Annotated in this window: 16 protein-coding genes; 5 read left to right on the top strand and 11 right to left on the bottom strand. The window is 34.7% G+C overall.

Annotation, left to right across the window (positions count from 1 at the left end):
• The first annotated feature begins 5 nt into the window (after window positions 1-5).
• The 5 genes from HM987_RS13820 (at window position 6) to HM987_RS13840 (ending at window position 4174) form a co-directional block, all read left to right on the top strand.
• The gene (locus tag HM987_RS13820; RefSeq protein ID WP_306293666.1) at window positions 6-821 is read left to right on the top strand and encodes a Crp/Fnr family transcriptional regulator; all 816 of its coding nucleotides are present in this window, start codon (window positions 6-8) and stop codon (window positions 819-821) included.
• Window positions 822-878: 57 nt separating this feature from the next.
• Window positions 879-1436: a YeeE/YedE family protein gene (locus HM987_RS13825; protein WP_179008636.1), complete on the top strand. Its 558-nt coding sequence runs from the start codon at window positions 879-881 to the stop codon at window positions 1434-1436.
• A gap of 2 nt (window positions 1437-1438) precedes the next feature.
• Window positions 1439-1855 (top strand): DUF6691 family protein, encoded by a 417-nt coding sequence (locus HM987_RS13830; RefSeq protein ID WP_179008637.1) that lies wholly within the window; start codon window positions 1439-1441, stop codon window positions 1853-1855.
• On the top strand, window positions 1856-2656 hold the full coding sequence (locus HM987_RS13835; RefSeq protein WP_179008638.1) for a sulfite exporter TauE/SafE family protein: 801 nt from the start codon (window positions 1856-1858) through the stop codon (window positions 2654-2656).
• 111 nt (window positions 2657-2767) lie between these two features.
• Complete coding sequence (locus HM987_RS13840; protein ID WP_179008639.1) at window positions 2768-4174, top strand: MBL fold metallo-hydrolase; 1407 nt, start codon at window positions 2768-2770, stop codon at window positions 4172-4174.
• Window positions 4175-4220: 46 nt separating this feature from the next.
• Here HM987_RS13840 and HM987_RS13845 read toward each other — a convergent pair whose 3' ends face one another.
• The 11 genes from HM987_RS13845 to tpiA all read right to left on the bottom strand — a co-directional run bounded on the left by HM987_RS13845 (window position 4221) and on the right by tpiA (window position 17067).
• Entirely contained in the window at window positions 4221-4493 is a 273-nt protein-coding gene (locus HM987_RS13845; protein WP_179008640.1) for an ATP-dependent Clp protease adaptor ClpS, read from the bottom strand.
• A gap of 60 nt (window positions 4494-4553) precedes the next feature.
• Window positions 4554-5390, bottom strand: a complete 837-nt coding sequence (gene prmA, locus HM987_RS13850) for a 50S ribosomal protein L11 methyltransferase (RefSeq protein ID WP_179008641.1) — start codon at window positions 5388-5390, stop codon at window positions 4554-4556.
• Between the two features lie 111 nt (window positions 5391-5501).
• On the bottom strand, window positions 5502-7325 hold the full coding sequence (locus HM987_RS13855) for a tail fiber domain-containing protein (protein ID WP_179008642.1): 1824 nt from the start codon (window positions 7323-7325) through the stop codon (window positions 5502-5504).
• A gap of 18 nt (window positions 7326-7343) precedes the next feature.
• A complete protein-coding gene (locus tag HM987_RS13860) occupies window positions 7344-8906 on the bottom strand; it encodes a T9SS type A sorting domain-containing protein (RefSeq protein WP_179008643.1) in 1563 nt (520 codons plus the stop codon).
• A 6-nt stretch (window positions 8907-8912) separates the two neighbouring features.
• Window positions 8913-10523, bottom strand: coding sequence for a T9SS type A sorting domain-containing protein (locus HM987_RS13865; RefSeq protein WP_179008644.1), 1611 nt, complete (start codon window positions 10521-10523; stop codon window positions 8913-8915).
• Between the two features lie 333 nt (window positions 10524-10856).
• A complete protein-coding gene (locus HM987_RS13870) occupies window positions 10857-11492 on the bottom strand; it encodes a response regulator (protein WP_179008645.1) in 636 nt (211 codons plus the stop codon).
• On the bottom strand, window positions 11489-13447 hold the full coding sequence (locus HM987_RS13875; protein WP_179008646.1) for a tetratricopeptide repeat-containing sensor histidine kinase: 1959 nt from the start codon (window positions 13445-13447) through the stop codon (window positions 11489-11491). Before HM987_RS13875 ends, HM987_RS13870 begins: the two co-directional genes overlap by 4 nt.
• Before the next feature lie 13 nt (window positions 13448-13460).
• Window positions 13461-13931: a hypothetical protein gene (locus tag HM987_RS13880; RefSeq protein WP_179008647.1), complete on the bottom strand. Its 471-nt coding sequence runs from the start codon at window positions 13929-13931 to the stop codon at window positions 13461-13463.
• Between the two features lie 21 nt (window positions 13932-13952).
• Window positions 13953-14852 (bottom strand): hypothetical protein, encoded by a 900-nt coding sequence (locus tag HM987_RS13885; protein WP_179008648.1) that lies wholly within the window; start codon window positions 14850-14852, stop codon window positions 13953-13955.
• Between the two features lie 18 nt (window positions 14853-14870).
• On the bottom strand, window positions 14871-16157 hold the full coding sequence (locus tag HM987_RS13890) for a leucine-rich repeat domain-containing protein (protein WP_179008649.1): 1287 nt from the start codon (window positions 16155-16157) through the stop codon (window positions 14871-14873).
• Window positions 16158-16317: 160 nt separating this feature from the next.
• Window positions 16318-17067, bottom strand: a complete 750-nt coding sequence (gene tpiA, locus HM987_RS13895) for a triose-phosphate isomerase (RefSeq protein WP_179008650.1) — start codon at window positions 17065-17067, stop codon at window positions 16318-16320.
• Window positions 17068-17252: the final 185 nt, after the last annotated feature.

The raw sequence follows: 17252 nt of genomic DNA on the forward strand, positions 1-17252 counted from the left end.
ATTTTATGCGCCCTGCCCGAACGAATCGAACCCAAGTTCGGTTTGGGCGGGTATTCAGTTGCGCCCGCCTGATACAATCATTCGGACAGGCCACGAGGCCTTTTTATTGGGATGCAAATATACTACATAAATTAAAAATCTACCAAACTATTTATTTCAAATTTCAAAATGATTATTTTTGGACCATGATTTCTAAAGAAAACCTTGAGCAATTCAGTTATTTGTTTGATGAAACTATCATCGACGATATTTCTAATGTCGCACAATTAAAAACGTTCAAAAAAAACGATATCATTATAGATATTGGCCAAGAATTAACTCATATTCCATTACTTACAGAAGGTAACATCAAAGTGTTGCGAGAAGATAATGATGGCCATGAACTGTTATTGTATGTATTAGAAACTGGTGATACTTGTGCCATGTCCCTCACTTGTTGTATGGCTAAATCTGTTAGTAAAATTCGTGCTATTGCAGATGAAGATGCTAGCGTTATTATGATTCCTATTTCCTATATGACAAAGTGGTTTAATTCTAATGAAAGCTGGAGAAACTTCATTCTACAAAGCTATCAAGTTCGTTTTGATGAAATGCTAGAAACCATCGACACGCTTGCTTTTATGAAAATGGACGAGCGTCTATTTAAATATCTTAGCGATCAAGTAAAGTTATCTGCTTCAACCAACTTAGAAATAACTCATCAAGAAATTGCTGAAGACTTACACACCTCTAGAGTCGTAATTTCAAGACTTTTAAAACAACTTGAAAAAGAGAACAAAATTGAACTCGGTAGAAATAAGATATCCGTTTTGGAGTTTTAGTAACTTTTGTCACACAGTCTAAATTTCAGAAGTCTATTTTTGCATCAAATTAAAATTATGGAATACATTTTACAACCTTGGCCTTGGTATGTTTCAGGACCATTAATAGCGTTAGTCATGTTTCTACTGCTCTATTCTGGTAGAACCTTCGGCATGTCATCTAATCTAAGAACATTGTGTGCCATTGGAGGCGCAGGAAAAAAAGCGGAGTTCTTTAATTTCGATTGGAAAAGTCAACGCTGGAACCTCATCGTTGTTCTTGGTGCCATTTTCGGTGGATTTATTGCGCATTATTTATTGTCAAACCCTATCAATATAGACCTCAGTGAGGCTACAATTAAAGATTTGAACGCGCTTGGTTTTAAAAATGTTGGACAAAGTTTATTACCAGCAGAGCTCTATAGTTGGGATGCGGTCTTTAGCTTAAAGGGTATTCTGATACTCGTTATTGGCGGGTTCCTTGTTGGATTCGGCACACGTTACGCTGGCGGCTGTACATCCGGACATGCCATTACAGGACTTAGCAGTTTGCAATTACCGTCACTTATTGCTGTCATTGGTTTTTTCTTAGGCGGTTTAATTATGATTCATTTAATTTTTCCAATACTATTTTGAATATGGGTAAGTTTATCAAGTTTTTTGTTGTGGGCATTTTATTCGGAATTGTTTTAGTAAAGTCTGAAGCCGTTTCATGGTATCGTATTTTTGAAATGTTTAAATTTCAATCCTTCCACATGTACGGAATTATTGGAACTGCCGTCGGTACAGGAATCATTTTACTTTTAATAGCTAAATTCAAGAATGTAAAAACCATAGAAGGTTCATTTTTGAGGGTGCCATTAAAAGATCGAGGATTTACGAGATATATCATTGGAGGAACCATATTCGGTCTAGGTTGGGCCTTAAGTGGTGCTTGTCCAGGACCTATGTACATCTTAATTGGTACTGGCGCCTTTTCGGTCCTAATTTTGATAGCAGCTGCCTTATTGGGCACTTACGCTTATGGCCTTTTAAAAGATAAACTACCTCACTAAATGGCACTCATTGAAATATTAGGTTATGTTGGCGCATTAGTGGTTGGACTCGTACTAGGTCTAATTGGTGGAGGCGGTTCTATTTTAACCGTACCGATTATGGTGTATCTTATTGGTTTAAACCCGATTGTTGCGACGGCCTATTCGTTGTTCGTTGTTGGTACTACTTCTGTTTTTGGAGCATTTCAAAATTATAAAAAAGGATTGGTGGACGTAAAAACAGCCATTGTGTTTGCCGTGCCAGCTTTTATAGTAGTCTATCTTACAAGACGGTATTTTGTGCCCATAATTCCAGATGTGATTTTTAGCATTGATGATTTTGAAGTGACAAACAACATCTTTATTATGATCTTTTTTGCCCTTGTTATGCTTTTGGCGAGCTATTCAATGATTAAGGGCAGAAAAACCATAGTACCAAAGGAAGAACAGAACTTAGTATACAATTATCCCTTAATTGCATTTCAGGCCACAGTTATCGGTGTTTTCTCAGGAATTGTAGGCGCTGGTGGTGGATTTTTAATCATTCCGACTTTAGTGCTTTTAGGAAAACTACCAATGAAAAAAGCGATAGGCACTTCATTATTTGTCATCGCTGTAAATTCATTGTTTGGTTTTCTTGGCGATTTATCCAATATCGATATTAATTGGACCTTTCTTTTAACATTCACTTTTATTTCGATTATAGGTATACTGATCGGATCCCATTTCTCAAAATTTATCAGTGGACGAAGACTTAAAAAAGGCTTTGGTTATTTTACCATTATCATGGCTATTTACATTGTATATCGAGAACTTTTCTGAGGTACTTGATTTAACCTAAAAACTAGCTTAGACAATTGAAATACTTTGTGACAATTGTAACACAACACAAATTTGAAGTTTATTAACTTTGTAATGCATTAAATAAAACATATGAAAATAGAACAATTATATACAGGCTGTTTAGCACAAGGTGCTTACTATATTGAATCTGAAGGTGAAGTTGCTATAATTGATCCGCTCAGGGAAATTCAACAATACATAGATAAAGCGCAATCCAGTAACGCAAAAATCAAATATATCTTAGAAACCCATTTTCATGCTGATTTTGTTTCAGGACATGTGGATTTAGCTAAGGAAACTGGTGCGACCATCGTTTTTGGACCAGGCGCATCTACTGAGTATGATATCCATTCTGCTGAAGATGGTGAGGAATTAAAACTAGGAAATATCACCCTAAAAGTTTTGCACACACCAGGACACACCTTAGAATCGGTTACCTATTTATTAATTGACGAAAACGGAAAAGACCATGCCATTTTTTCTGGTGACACATTATTTTTGGGTGATGTTGGCAGACCTGATTTAGCAATCAAATCTGATTTAACGAAAGAAGATTTAGCAGCTATGCTATTCGATTCCCTTCGAAATAAAATCATGCCTTTGGCAGACGATGTTATTGTTTACCCTGCCCATGGTGCTGGTTCGGCTTGTGGAAAAAATCTAAGTAAGGAAACCGTCGGTGTTTTGGGCGAACAGAAAAAAACCAATTACGCCTTACGAGCAAACATGACCAAAGCCGAATTTGTAAAAGAAGTTTTGGATGGCATTGCGGCACCACCACAGTATTTTCAAAAAAATGCGATGATGAACAAAATGGGCTATGATAATTTTGATACCGTTTTAAAAACGGGTAATGTTGCCCTTAACCCAGAAGCGTTTGAAGCGATGGCAAATCATGAATCTGCTTTGGTTTTAGACGTAAGACCTCAATCTGATTTTATAAAAGCCCATATTCCAAATTCAATATTTATTGGCTTGAATGGTTCTTTTGCGCCATGGGTCGGTGCTTTGATTACGGATATAAAGCAACCTATTATTTTAGTCGTTCCTGAAGGCAAATCTGAAGAAGCCGTTACCAGATTATCCCGTGTTGGTTACGACAATACCCTAGGCTATCTTGAAGGTGGAATTGAGGCTTGGAAAAAAGCAGGAAAAGACATTGAAACCTTGGAATCTATTTCCGCTGAAGAATTTGCGGAAAGAGCAAAAGCTGAAAATCTTAATGTTTTAGATGTACGCAAAGATGGTGAGTATCAATCGATGCATTTAGAAGATGCGCAACATTTTTCTTTGGATTTTATCAATGAAAACATGAATGACATAGATAAAGATAAAACCTACTATGTGCACTGTGCTGGTGGTTACCGTTCAGTAATTGCAGAATCCATATTGAAAGCCAGAGGGTTTGATAAGTTAGTTGATATTGCTGGTGGTTTTGGCGCCATTAAAGAAACAGATTTGAAGACTACAGATTTTGTTTGTCCTTCAACCTTATAGAAGAAATAACCTTGAACCAAAAAATCCCGCTAAACGCGGGATTTTTTTATACTATTTCAGCACTTAGTCCAGCTTGCAAAAGCTTGGAACAACGCGGTTCTAAATCGTCGTAAGAGCCTGTTTTAACTGTACATTTACCTTTATAATGTACTAATAATGCACATTGCTCAGCTTGTTCTGGCATGTGATCACAAGCGTATATTAAGGTGTCAATAACATGATCGAACGTATTGACCTCATCATTAAATAATACAATTTCGTTTTCTTTTAATACTTCTTCTTTTAAGAGAAGTTCTTCTGAATGTTTTTCTTTTGTCATCCCCTTTGTCCTTCGGACGTTTCCACTAAGGGAAAACGCCATGGTTAAACTTTAGTTATACTAATTTATAAATTTTAACGATACCCACTGCCCTTTTTGTATAGTTTCAGTCAATTTTAACATCTGTTTATTACATTCGGCTTCAATAATTGGAATGTCTTCTTTGTAAAAACCGCTTAAAAAGAGTGTCCCGTTTTTATTCATGCATTTGGCGTAAGTTGCAATGTCTTGAAGCAAAATATTGCGATTAATGTTAGCAATAATACTATCGTAAGTTTTGCCTTCCAGTAATTTCACATCGCCTTCGTAAACCGAAATAAGGTTACAATTATTTCGCTCCACGTTCTCTAAACTATTCAAATAACACCAATTATCAATGTCGATAGCATCGAGCTTTGTGGCGCCAACCTTCTCAGCTAAAATTGCCAGAACTCCAGTACCACAACCCATATCCAATACTGATTTATCTTTAAAATCATTTTTCAGAATATGTTGAATCATCATGTGTGTGGTTTCATGATGGCCTGTACCGAAACTCATTTTTGGTTCTATGATTATATCATATTTCGTATCTGGTTTTTCATGAAAAGGTGCACGTACAGAAACTAAATTATCCACAATGATCGGATTGAAGTTTTTTTCCCATTCTTCGTTCCAGTTCGTTTGTTCTATTTCTTCAAAAGTATAGGTGATTTCGAATTCTTCGGAATTTAAAATCTGAATATCGCTTAAGATATCTTCGTTCCATTCTTCTTTTTGAATGTATGCTGTTACACCCTCTTCGGTTTCCACAAAACTTTCAAAACCTGCATAGCCGAGTTCCGCAATTAGGATTTCGGTAGCTGGCTGTAATGGATTCACGTTAAAATCGTAACCTAAATAAATTGGATTTTTCATATGACGACAAAGATAATCTATCTTAGTTTATAAAATAAAAAAAGGCATCAATCAATAGTTAAATTGAAAGATGCCTTGCTTTAGATCCCTACATCTAAAGTTTCTTTGCCATTAATCAGTTATGACTTCTTCTAAAATGGATTTAATTTTATCAATTTCTTTTTGTTGCCACTGCAATTGCTGTTTAAGTTCTTTAATTTCTGCTTGCTGTTCCTGAATGGCCTTTATTGCCAAAACTCCAAATCCGCTATAATCCATAGTATAATTTGGTGATTCTTCGTTGGGTGGATTAACCAGATGCGGAAAAACAACTTCAACATCTTGAGCAATGAGTCCTACATATTTTTTAGAATCTTTTTGAAATATGAAATTATAATCCACCACCTGAAGCGTTTGAATTTTTTCTAAAACTGAAGCCACACTTGAAATGTTGGTTTTTTGGTTTTTATCAGAAATAGCCGTGTAAACTCCTGAAACGTCATCAAAGTTTCCAACGTTTACATTATTGTACATAAGAGCTAAGGTATTTGTATTCCACTGTACATAAAATCGCCAATTATCCGTATCTACTTGGTTAGACAATTTTAGCCCTTCGATACCTGACCCTGTAGGATGATTGATTTCCAATGCGCATGTAGGAAATTCGGTTTGGACGCCAACGCTTCCATTAAGTACATTAAGATTACCGTTATTTCTAAATTGAATTAGTGGATTACCGCCAAGACCATTAATTACCATTCTATTTTCCCCAGCTAAACCAACACCATTATATTCTATGCTCATCCCTTCAGCTAAACCCATATTGGCAGTTTCTGAAAATTGTAAAACGGGACGATTAGACGTATTGGATGCTAAACCTGCAACAATAGTCTGAGTATCAGCAATGCCTTCTTCAACAATATGCAATCTAGTGACTGGGGCGATGGTGCCAATACCTAAGTTGGCATTAAAACCTAAAATATTGTTATCAAATTCCCCATAAATTAAGGCGTTATTGGCATCGGCATTTGAGTTTTCTATATAAAGCCTGTCACTTGCGGTTTCATTGAAGCCTGATTGATAGCCAATTGTAATGTTATTGTTCAGATCTGGCATTTGACTACCAGATTGAAATCCTATAGCAATATTACCGTAACCCGTTTCATTATTTTCCAAACTTTGACCTCCCAATGCCAAATTTAGATTGCCAGAAATATTTGAATAAAGGCTAAAGCCACCCAAACCTATATTTCTAGAACCCGTAATATTTGAATACAAACTTGCTGCTCCAATTGCAGAATTATAATCACCTGTAGTATTAGTATAAAGAGATTGAGCACCATAGGCTGTATTTGCATTACCCTCAGTATTATTAAGCATAGATTCAATACCAGTAGCGGCATTATAATTTCCACTTGTATTGCTGTATAATGATGATACTCCGTTTGCAGTATTATAAGAACCTATTGTATTACTATACATAGATGCAGCTCCTATTGCTGTATTATATTCTCCCGACGTATTACTCACCATACTCCAATATCCAACACCTACATTAAAGTTGATTGATGCATCATCATTTAAACCAGCATCGACCCCTAAAAATAAAGATGACCCATCATTATCGCTTTTTCCATCCACCAAATCATTGATACGCTTCGCTCCAGTAGCGTTTATCCAGCTTGTTCCAGAAATATCCCAATAATAAAATCCTTTAGTAGGTGTTCCGTTTCCCGTAGCATAGACAAGCATACCATCTTGCAAAGCGGTTGGGTTAGTGGTAGGAAATTCGTCAACTTTGGGAATTAAAATACCATCCGTATTATTTGGAGTTGCTTGATTGGAGGAGCTGATATCCAAAGTTGCGTTCGGACTAGTATTACCAATACCTACTTGGGATATCACAGATTGTGTGCATAGAACAATTAGCACAATAATAATTTTATAATTTTTCATGATAAGTTTAGCTTTATACTATTGCTTAATAATTTTTAGGACTGTTGATTTTCCTTCGTCTGTGGATACATTCACAAAATAAATACCGCTATCTGTACTAATATTCAATACTAATTTATTTGAAGATTGAACTTCGTGCTTTTGAATTTCCTGACCTAAACTATTGGTAACGGAATAAGTGATTTGCTTATACGTATTTCCTAAATTAATTGTAAAGTTGCCTTGGTTAGGATTGGGAAATGATTTAATAGTCGATTTAAAATCATTTTCAACAACACTCAACGTATTGGGTTCATTCACATCAAAAATAAAGGCAGCACCAGAAGCACCAAGGTCATTTTCTTCATTTTCATCTTCACCATCTTGATAAGCACCAGCAAGAGCAAAGTCACCACTTATAGCAACAGCATACCCGAAATACTCACTTGTTTGGTTGAACATATCATAAATAAAAGCGGTTTCTTCCCAATTTCCTGATTGCTTTTCAAAAATATAGGCTGCGCCATCATCACCTGGACTTCCAATATCTCTATAACGTGCGCCTATAATTATTCGATTTCCATCAATATCAAGATCATATCCAAACTGATCGCCATTTAAACTGTTTGATGCTGTAAGTTTTTCAACTTGATTCCAAATATCATTACCGCCTTTCTCAAAAACATAGACAGCGCCTCTAAATTCATTGTCCTGATTAGAACCAACCACAAGATGGTCACCATCCAGAGCAATTGACCAGCCAAAATATGCTCCTTGCTCGCGATCTGACGCTACAATTTTCTGGATTTCGCTCCAAGTACCATTAGTATCGCGTTCAAAAATATAGGCAGACCCTGCACTTGAGATCGTATCGCCCTCTGAAACATCTTCATCTTCTTGAAATGCGCCCACTACAGCGTAATTCCCACTGATTGCAACACTACGACCAAAATAATCAAAATCATTTCTTACTGGTGCTACTATCTTTTGCACTTCGTTCCAAGTTCCTGTGCCATCAAGCTCAAATATATAAGCAGCTCCAGCTCTTTCTATATAATTAGTTCCAGATTCGTCGTAATCTTGAATACCTGCGCCAATAATCGCGTAATCACCACTAACAGATACAGACCAACCAAATTGATTTACTGTATCTCTATCTGAGGCGACTATTTTTTGAATATAATTCCAATTATCATTACCATCATTTTTAAAAACGTAAACAGCTCCGGCCGCAGAAATGAAATTATTTTCAGAAGTATCATAATCTTCTAGTCTATCACCAACAAATATATAATCACCACTAATGGCTACGCTATATCCAGGGCTATCAAACTGATGATAATTTGGGTTTCCTAATTTTTGAATTTCAACCCAATTACCTGTACCATCATTTTTAAAAACATAAGCACCTGCTTCATCATTTGTCACATTATTATTCATACCAACAACAGCATAATCGCCATCCATAGCAACTGAGTAGCCAAAAAATTGTCCCTGAAATCTATCACTTGGTACGATTTTTTGTGTTTGTCCCCAACCTTGGGCTTGCAAGTTTATAACTGCATTACATAAGAACATAAATAGTAGTAGTTTTTTCATCATATTAGTTTAATATTGCTTAATAATTTTTAGGACTGTTGATTTTCCTTCGTCTGTTGATACATTCACAAAATAAATACCACGTTCTGAATCGATATTGAGTGATAATTTATTTGAAGATTGAACTTGGTACTTTTGAATTTCCTGACCTAAACTATTGGTAACGGAATAAGTGATTTGCTTATACGTATTTCCTAAATTAATTGTAAAGTTGCCTTGATTAGGATTGGGAAATGCAACTATACTTGTTTCAAGATCGCTTCCTAGAATGCTTAATGTATTTAAAGGCGGTAACGTATTAGGTTCATTAATGTTAAAAATAAAAGCTGAACCAGCATCTTGAAGTGTGTTTTCATTATTTTCATCCTCCTCTTCCGAGTTAGCACTAACAAAGGCATAATCTCCACTTATGGCTACTGAAAACCCAAAATAATCACCATTATTAGCATTTGGATCATACAATAAAGCGGTTTCATTCCAAAAACCTGTACCATCTTTTTCAAAGATATAAGCAGCTCCTCCATCTCCAATTTCACCTACGTGCGTTAACCATGCTCCAATGACCACGCGTTCTCCATCAATATCTACACGTTGACCAAAATGTTCATCTAGCAAACTAGACGATGACGTAAGTTTTTGTACTTCGTTCCATATTCCATTTCCATCCTTTTCGAATATATAAACGGACCCTGAATTACTTCCATTGGAATCCTCTAAATCTGCACCAACAACCAAATTATCTCCATCAATTGCAACAGCTCGTCCAAAAACATCTCCAATGTCCCTATCTGATGCCACTAACTTTTGTGTTTCATTCCAAAAACCATTAACATCACGCTCAAAAACATATACAGCTCCAGCATTTTGAAGCTCATTTTCACCTGAAGCATCTAAACCCTCTCGAAGCGATCCTACTATAATCGTATTATTGTAAACATCTAAGGCAAATTCGCCAAATTGTTCGCCAGCATCTCGATCACTAGACACTATCTTTTGTACTTCTATCCAAACTCCATTTGTATCACGCTCAAAAATATAACAAGCACCAGCTTGATTAAGGTCGGGCTGTCCATCGAGCCCTGTACTTTCCCTTAATGCAGCTACTACAGCGTAATTACCACCTATAGCGACCGTTTGTCCAAAAACTGATTGAAACGTCTCACCTCTATCTGAAGACACTATTTTTTGTACTTCAATCCAATTACCATTACCATCATTTTCAAAAATATAGGCTGCTCCAGCTGAATTTTCAAAATTATTGTTGCTGGCATCATAAGCCTGTCCTCTAGCGCCTACAATTATAAAATTACCATCAATATCTACATATTCCCCAAATTGATCAAATTGCCTTTTATCTGATGCTGTTAGTTTTTGGTGCTCTATCCAATTTCCGTTAGTGTCTTTTTTATAAACATAGGCTGAGCCCATAGTACTAGAAGTTAAATTATCCCAATAAGCGCCAACAACAGCGTAGTCACCATCCATAGCAACTGATTGACCAAAAAAATCCCCCAGCGCTCTATCACTTGGTACAATTTTTTGTGTCTGTCCCCAACCTTGGGCATAAGAAGTGAAGATTGATAAGCTAATCGCTGAGATTGTAAGTACTATTTTTATCATGGTTTCTGCTTTATTGATTAGCAATAAACCAAAAATACTTCCATAAAAACTGTAAAAACTAAGGGCAAATACTGATATTTTGAAAATAAGGGAATACCCTTAGATTGAAGTTGAAGTTGAAATTGAAATTGAAATTGAAATTGAAATTGAAGCTAAGACTGAAGTTCGTAATCCTAAAATTATTGATGCCGTCATTGCTTTAAAGGTTAACTAATTCGAGGATGAAGGACGTGGCAATCTTTTTATCAATAGTTGCTATATTATGTATTGCTTCAATTGAACAGATCGCTTTGTCGCTCATTACTTCGCTTCTACAGCAATGACAACTCATAGCTATAGTAAACCGTTTTCTATAGCTGTTTTAACAATGCCAACACTGTTTTTTGCGCCCAATTTGCTCATAATATTCATACGGTGGGTTTCCACAGTTTTTGGGCTAATGAATAATTTTTCTGAAATTTCTTGGGTGGTCAATTCTTCAGAAATAGCAACAAGCACATCATGTTCACGCCTCGTCAATTTGGTAATCAAACTATTTTTTGATACTTTTTTTCCTTGAAAATTCAGTAGCTTTTTTTGAATATCCTCCTGTAAATACATACCTCCAGAAAGTACGGTTTTAAATGCATTTATAAGTTCTAATGGATCTGTATTTTTTAAGAGATAACCGTTGGCGCCACTTTTTAGCATCCGTTTTACAAAGGATAAGTCGTCAAAATTAGAAATAGCAATAATTTTGAGGTCTTTAATTGTACTTTTTAGTTTTTTGCAAAGTTCTATACCATTCATATCTGGTAAGTTGATATCTAGCAATAAAATGTCTGGATTATCTTTTTCTATATGCTGAAGTGTTTGTTGTGAATTTTCATAAATGCCCACTATTTTAATGGCTTTATGATCTTTCAACATAGACTGGATGCCTTGAAGCACCATGGGATGATCGTCTGTTATGGCAATTTTTGTTATCAACTTAATTCGGTCGTATTTATTTCTATAATATATGATGTGCCTTTTGCACTGGTATCAAAATCCATTTTAGCATTGAGATAATCAACACGCGATTGTATGTTTTTCAGTCCTATGCCCTCTGAAGTAACTGCGTCTTTATTGAATCCTTCACCATCGTCTTCAATGGTAAGTTGTAATAGGTTCTCTCTGTGACTTAACTGAACATTTATCTCATTTGCATTGGCATGTTTTACGCTATTATTTACCAATTCTTGAACAATTCTAAATATATTGATTTCGACCTTTTTTGACAACTCGATTGCATCTCCAATATGATGAAAATTAATTTCTGGTTCATGGATGGTATTCATGGTGCCCATATAATCTTCAATAGCTTCGATAAGACTAAAATTCTTTAAGGCTGGTGGCACCAAATTATGGGAAATAGCACGTACTTGTTCACAACTTTTATCTATCATCGCTACGGCTTCGTTAATGACTTGATTGTTTTTTTCCAACAGCGAAGTCAGCTTATACTTTATAGTTGATAAATCTACATTAACGCCGTCGTGAAGTTCTTTGGCTATTCGGAAACGTTCTTTTTCTTCGCCTTCAATTAAAGACTCTAAAGTCTGTACTTGTTGCTCCCGTTTTAAGGTTAATATTTCTTGGTTTTTTCGTTTTTGACGTTGTTGAAATAATAACCAAAGGAGTGTTGAGCCTACTAGTAATAACAAAACTGTCCCTGTCATATAACTGTATTGGGTTTTCTTCTTTTGAAGTTCTAACTCTTGTTGCTCTAAAGTTAGTTTTTGCTCGGCGAGCTCTTTGTCTTTCTTTTCGGTTTCGTATTTAGCTTCTATATCATTTTTATTTTTTTGATTTTCTAAATTAAAAACACTATCCCTATATGCAATGTGTAATTTATAATTTTCGTGTGCTTTTAAGGTTTGATTGTTTTCTAAATAAGTATTGCTTATGGCAAGGTATGTTTCAGAAATAAGTGGGATATTATTTAGTCCTTTAGCGATTCTCATAGCCTCATTAAAATAAGATTGAGATATTTTTTTATTGCCTTTTTTCCCATAAGCTGAACCTAAACACATATTTGTTTCAACCAATTCTATTTCATCCTTTAACTCTTGCCTTATTTTGAGAGCCTTCTTTAGATAGGGTATTGCTTCATCTGGATTATTAAGTTCGCTGTAGACTGCGCCTATATTATTAAAATTTCTGGAAATCTCTTTGTTATTACCAATTTTCAAGTTTTGCTCTAATGATTTCTTAAAATATTTTAATGCTTCTTCATAATTTTCTAATTGCGTATAAAATGCACCAATATTATTAGTAATTATTCCAACCGCATTTAAAATTCTTTTATCGTTAGTTTTATCTGAAATTTCTATTGCTTCTTCTGAATACTTTATAAAATTTTCAGAATCTTCCCAATATCTATATAAATTGGATATGTTCCCTAATTTAAAGAACTGCCCATATTCATCATTATTTTCTTTGTCATATTGATAACCTTCAAGATATAGTTCTAATGCTTTTTCAAGCTTCCCTTGTCTTTTATATAAAATACCTAAATTAGAATAGAAAGCAGACTTACTCGTTTTGGCCTTATCAGCTTGCTTTATTCCCAACTGGTAATAGTAGTGTGCAGAATCATATTTGTTGGAAAACATAAATGCAGTACCTTTATGCAAACTCGACAAAACCTTAAACTTTTCTGATTTTATTAGGTTAGACAAATTATACAATCTTGAAGAATACACCAATGAAGAATCAATGTTTACATTAATATATTGGTAAGCTAATTTTCCAAATAATTCCGCTTTAACGGTATCTTGTTTGCTTTTATTCAATTGAATTTTTAAGCTATCAATTATTTTATGTTGCCCATTGGTAACAAGGCTAGAACAAAATATTAACATTATAATACTAATTTTCAAAACAATTGGTTTATAGCTCATTAAAGATAGTGTATTAATTCAAAAGTTTGGTAAGGTGTAAAATCTCTGGTGTATTATTGCTGTAAAGCTCTTCAAACTCAATAATCCTATCATCAGTATTTACATTAGTGACCATCCACTCTTCTTCAAGATCGTTTAAATCTGCCGCTCCAGGATTATCAATACTATCAAAATCGGTGTACAGCAGCCAAATAGTGTCTCCCAGATTGTCTTCTTGAAAAATTTCAAAAGAAGCGGGTTCCGCATCACCGTTATAGTTTATATATACAATCTCATCTTCGGTATTGAATAAAAACACATAGCCGCTAAACTCTGAAGTTCGATCGCCGTTTTCGTCTGAAAAGTAACTTATTTCCCAAGCACCATTTAATTGCTCTGGCGAAAATTGGAACTCTGGATTATTATTTTCATCGTCATCTTTAGTACAACTTAGAACTAAAAAAGAGATTAACAAAAGACTACATACTTTACTGATTATTTTCATGATTTTTAAATTTTAGATTTTTTAATTACAAATTTTTGATTGTGCTATAAAATATCTCGTCCCCTCTAAAAAGGTATAGCCCTCATCATTTTCAGATAACTCATACTCTACAATTTCACCACCCTCAAAACTCAACTCTAAAAACGTTTGATTGCCCAAAGAATAAATTTTGTAAATACCTGTTGTATTTGATCTTGAATTAGAAGACCCAAAACCATTTTGCGAATTGGTACTACCCGCTTCAGCATTTGTATCACCAGAAGAATAGCTATTATGAATATTTGCATAGTATTGAAAACTACCATCGGTACATAAATCCATATTTTTTCTGGTTGATGTGCCTGAAGTGCCACCTGTATAATCTGAATTTGATTGGGTTGATAAATACATTAATTGCTTACCTACAATTTTGTTTTTCCAATGCATTGTTGCAGGTGTATCCATAGATGGCTTGAATTTTACTGAGCTAGCTAATGTATTGGCTTCTTTTAGATGTTGGTCTGTAAATTTATCTATCTCCGTAAGTATTAAAATATTGATTCCGATACCAAATTTATTTATTAAACCTACAGCATAGCATTTAACGTTTGCTCCATTAAAGGTGCCTTGATACATCCCGTCAACTCTTAATTCATTTTTTACAACAAAATCTTCTATTGGATTTAAAGCCACACCTTCCATGGCAATACCTTGCATGGCAAGTTCTTTTAATTCTTGAGCAGTTGTGCTCTCGTTTTTATAAACTACCATTAATCCTGGTATGGTTTGGTGACCTAGCATTAATAGTTCGCCATCTAGTTGCCCATTCCATCCTTCTGGTAAATCGAAACTTAAACCTAGTTCTGGTAAGTCTATGTGTTTTGGTAGTTGTTGGGCGTTTATACTGCTAATCATTATGAGTAGTACTATAGTTACTTTCATTTTTATTGTTTTTAGTGTTTAATCACAACTTACATCAGTATCTTTTGCTATGTAGGTACCATAGTTAGTCTCTAAGTCACAAATAGCTTGTGGCATCGATGTCAAATTATTTTCTTCTACATTTAGAAATGTTAAATTGATTAGATTACTTATTTCAGAGGGGATTTGCGTTAGTTCATTTTTCTTTAAATTCAACTGCTCTAAGTTGGAAAGGTTACCTATTTGGATTGGGATGTTAATTAGTTGATTATCTTCTAACATAAAATACGTTAAATTGGTTAACTGTCCTATTTGTATCGGTAGACTAGTTAGTTGATTATTGCCTAATGACAAACCTGTTAAATTAGTCAAGTCCCCTATTTCAGCTGGTATTTCTGTTAGATTATTATAACCCGTGATTAAAGTATTCAAATTTGTTAAGTTTCCAATTTCGGATGGTAGTTCAATTAGATCATTAAACATTAGCCATAGCGTATCTAAATTTATGAGATTTCCTATTTCTGCTGGTAAACTTGTTAAGTTATTAGCTCTGAAGCTCAAATATGTTAGATTAGTTAGGTTTCCTATTTCAATTGGCACTTCAGTTAGTTCATTAAGATTAAAGTCTAAATAAGTTAGATTAGTTAAATTTCCTATGTCAATTGGCATTTCAGTTAGGTCATTCTGTCCTAAATTTAAACTCGTCAGATTAGTTAGGTTACTTATTTCAGCGGGAAGACTTATTAAATTATTATAGTACAAATCCAAATCAGTTAAATTGTCCAACTGTCCTATTTCGTAAGGCAAAACCTCCAACTCTTTATAACCTAAATATAATTCGGTAATATTTCCGTTTGCATCGGTAGTTACGCCTGTCCAGTTACTTAAGTCCGCATCAGATAATATCCAATCTAGTGTATTATTTGGATTGGCATTAAAAATCGCCATTAAAACATGACGTTGAGATAATATAGCTTTTACGGTGTAAGTTTCACTTGTACCATCCTCTGCAGTAATGGTATATATAACAGGTTCTCTAAAATTTTGTGCGCCTTGCGGTGCATAAGACGCATTTGAAGATATTTGTATACTTGGTAAAAGCGCAGTAATTTCTGCACCATCTGGTAGATTAAAACTAATGGTTTTGTTGACTTCATCAATGTTACCAATAACATTAACATCAAAAGGATTCTCGGACAATAAAAATTGGAAATTGGTTATTTGTTTTTCAGAACTTTGTTGTGGCTCATCAATAGGATTATCTTTACTACAGCCTAATAGCATTCTAAAAACTAGTAATACGCTTAAAAATTTTAATGCTTTCATGATATTTAGTTTTTAAATAAATAATTATGATTGCAAGGTAAATGGCAATTTCAGAAAATAATTAAGGGCATTCCTTGATTTATATGAAATCAGGGAATACCCTTATAATACTAAATAACAACAAAGCCCCTTTGACTGGGATCAAAGTGACATTGTTTATTTAAAACGCATTTACAATAGCGTAAAAATCTTCCGCCTTAAGTGAAGCTCCACCAATAAGTCCACCATCAACATCTGGTTTTCCGAAAATCTCCTGGGCATTATTTGGCTTCACACTTCCACCATAAAGAATGGAAACAGAATTGGCTACATCATTACCATATTTATTGGCTAATGTTTTTCTGATGAAGGCATGCATGTCTTGTGCTTGCTCCGGACTTGCAGTTTCGCCTGTGCCTATTGCCCAAACGGGTTCATAAGCTAAAACTATACTTTTAAAAGCATCTGCTTCTAAATGAAACAGCGCATTTTTTATTTGACTCTCTACAACCGCTTCTTCATTTCCCGCTTTTCTATCACTTAATTCTTCACCGAAACAGAAAATAGTACGCATATTATTTTCTAATGCAGCATCAACTTTCTTCGCCAATGAATCATCCGTTTCGTTAAAATAAGCACGTCTTTCGCTATGGCCAAGAATTACGGTTTGTATCCCAATGCTTTTTAGCATGCTCGCGCTAATTTCGCCTGTATAGGCACCATTTTCCGCAAAATGCATGTTTTGTGCAATGACTTCTATATCACTATCCCTTAACGTTTGAAAAGCCTGCCAAAGATTGGTGTATGTTGGCGCAATCATTACCTCAGCGTCAGATGTTTTTGATTGGTTCTTTAATGCGGTAATTAGCGTTTCGGTCTGCGCCAAATCGTTATTCATTTTCCAGTTTCCTGCTACTATGTTTTTTCTCATAATATTGCCCACGAAAGTGGGTATCTTATTTAATTAAACTTCATTTTATCTAAACAACCTTTAAGTTTGTGATATAGAAAAAAATTAAGCACAATGACTTACAGGTTAGTACAATTACAAAAATAACATATTTAAGAAGAAAGACGGTTGATAATTGTCATGAATAAATTGAGCCTTTCTTATAA

The organism is Winogradskyella forsetii (assembly GCF_013394595.1).
GTDB lineage: Bacteria > Bacteroidota > Bacteroidia > Flavobacteriales > Flavobacteriaceae > Winogradskyella > Winogradskyella forsetii.

What these genes read in the sequence shown, in the direction of transcription:
- HM987_RS13820 (WP_306293666.1), top strand. Translation starts at nt 6, where the DNA reads ATGCGCCCTGCCCGAACGAATCGAACCCAAGTTCGGTTTGGGCGGGTA.
- HM987_RS13825 (WP_179008636.1), top strand. Translation starts at nt 879, where the DNA reads ATGGAATACATTTTACAACCTTGGCCTTGGTATGTTTCAGGACCATTA.
- HM987_RS13830 (WP_179008637.1), top strand. Translation starts at nt 1,439, where the DNA reads ATGGGTAAGTTTATCAAGTTTTTTGTTGTGGGCATTTTATTCGGAATT.
- HM987_RS13835 (WP_179008638.1), top strand. Translation starts at nt 1,856, where the DNA reads ATGGCACTCATTGAAATATTAGGTTATGTTGGCGCATTAGTGGTTGGA.
- HM987_RS13840 (WP_179008639.1), top strand. Translation starts at nt 2,768, where the DNA reads ATGAAAATAGAACAATTATATACAGGCTGTTTAGCACAAGGTGCTTAC.
- HM987_RS13845 (WP_179008640.1), bottom strand. Translation starts at nt 4,493, where the DNA reads ATGACAAAAGAAAAACATTCAGAAGAACTTCTCTTAAAAGAAGAAGTA.
- prmA (WP_179008641.1), bottom strand. Translation starts at nt 5,390, where the DNA reads ATGAAAAATCCAATTTATTTAGGTTACGATTTTAACGTGAATCCATTA.
- HM987_RS13855 (WP_179008642.1), bottom strand. Translation starts at nt 7,325, where the DNA reads ATGAAAAATTATAAAATTATTATTGTGCTAATTGTTCTATGCACACAA.
- HM987_RS13860 (WP_179008643.1), bottom strand. Translation starts at nt 8,906, where the DNA reads ATGATGAAAAAACTACTACTATTTATGTTCTTATGTAATGCAGTTATA.
- HM987_RS13865 (WP_179008644.1), bottom strand. Translation starts at nt 10,523, where the DNA reads ATGATAAAAATAGTACTTACAATCTCAGCGATTAGCTTATCAATCTTC.
- HM987_RS13875 (WP_179008646.1), bottom strand. Translation starts at nt 13,447, where the DNA reads ATGAGCTATAAACCAATTGTTTTGAAAATTAGTATTATAATGTTAATA.
- HM987_RS13880 (WP_179008647.1), bottom strand. Translation starts at nt 13,931, where the DNA reads ATGAAAATAATCAGTAAAGTATGTAGTCTTTTGTTAATCTCTTTTTTA.
- HM987_RS13885 (WP_179008648.1), bottom strand. Translation starts at nt 14,852, where the DNA reads ATGAAAGTAACTATAGTACTACTCATAATGATTAGCAGTATAAACGCC.
- HM987_RS13890 (WP_179008649.1), bottom strand. Translation starts at nt 16,157, where the DNA reads ATGAAAGCATTAAAATTTTTAAGCGTATTACTAGTTTTTAGAATGCTA.
- tpiA (WP_179008650.1), bottom strand. Translation starts at nt 17,067, where the DNA reads ATGAGAAAAAACATAGTAGCAGGAAACTGGAAAATGAATAACGATTTG.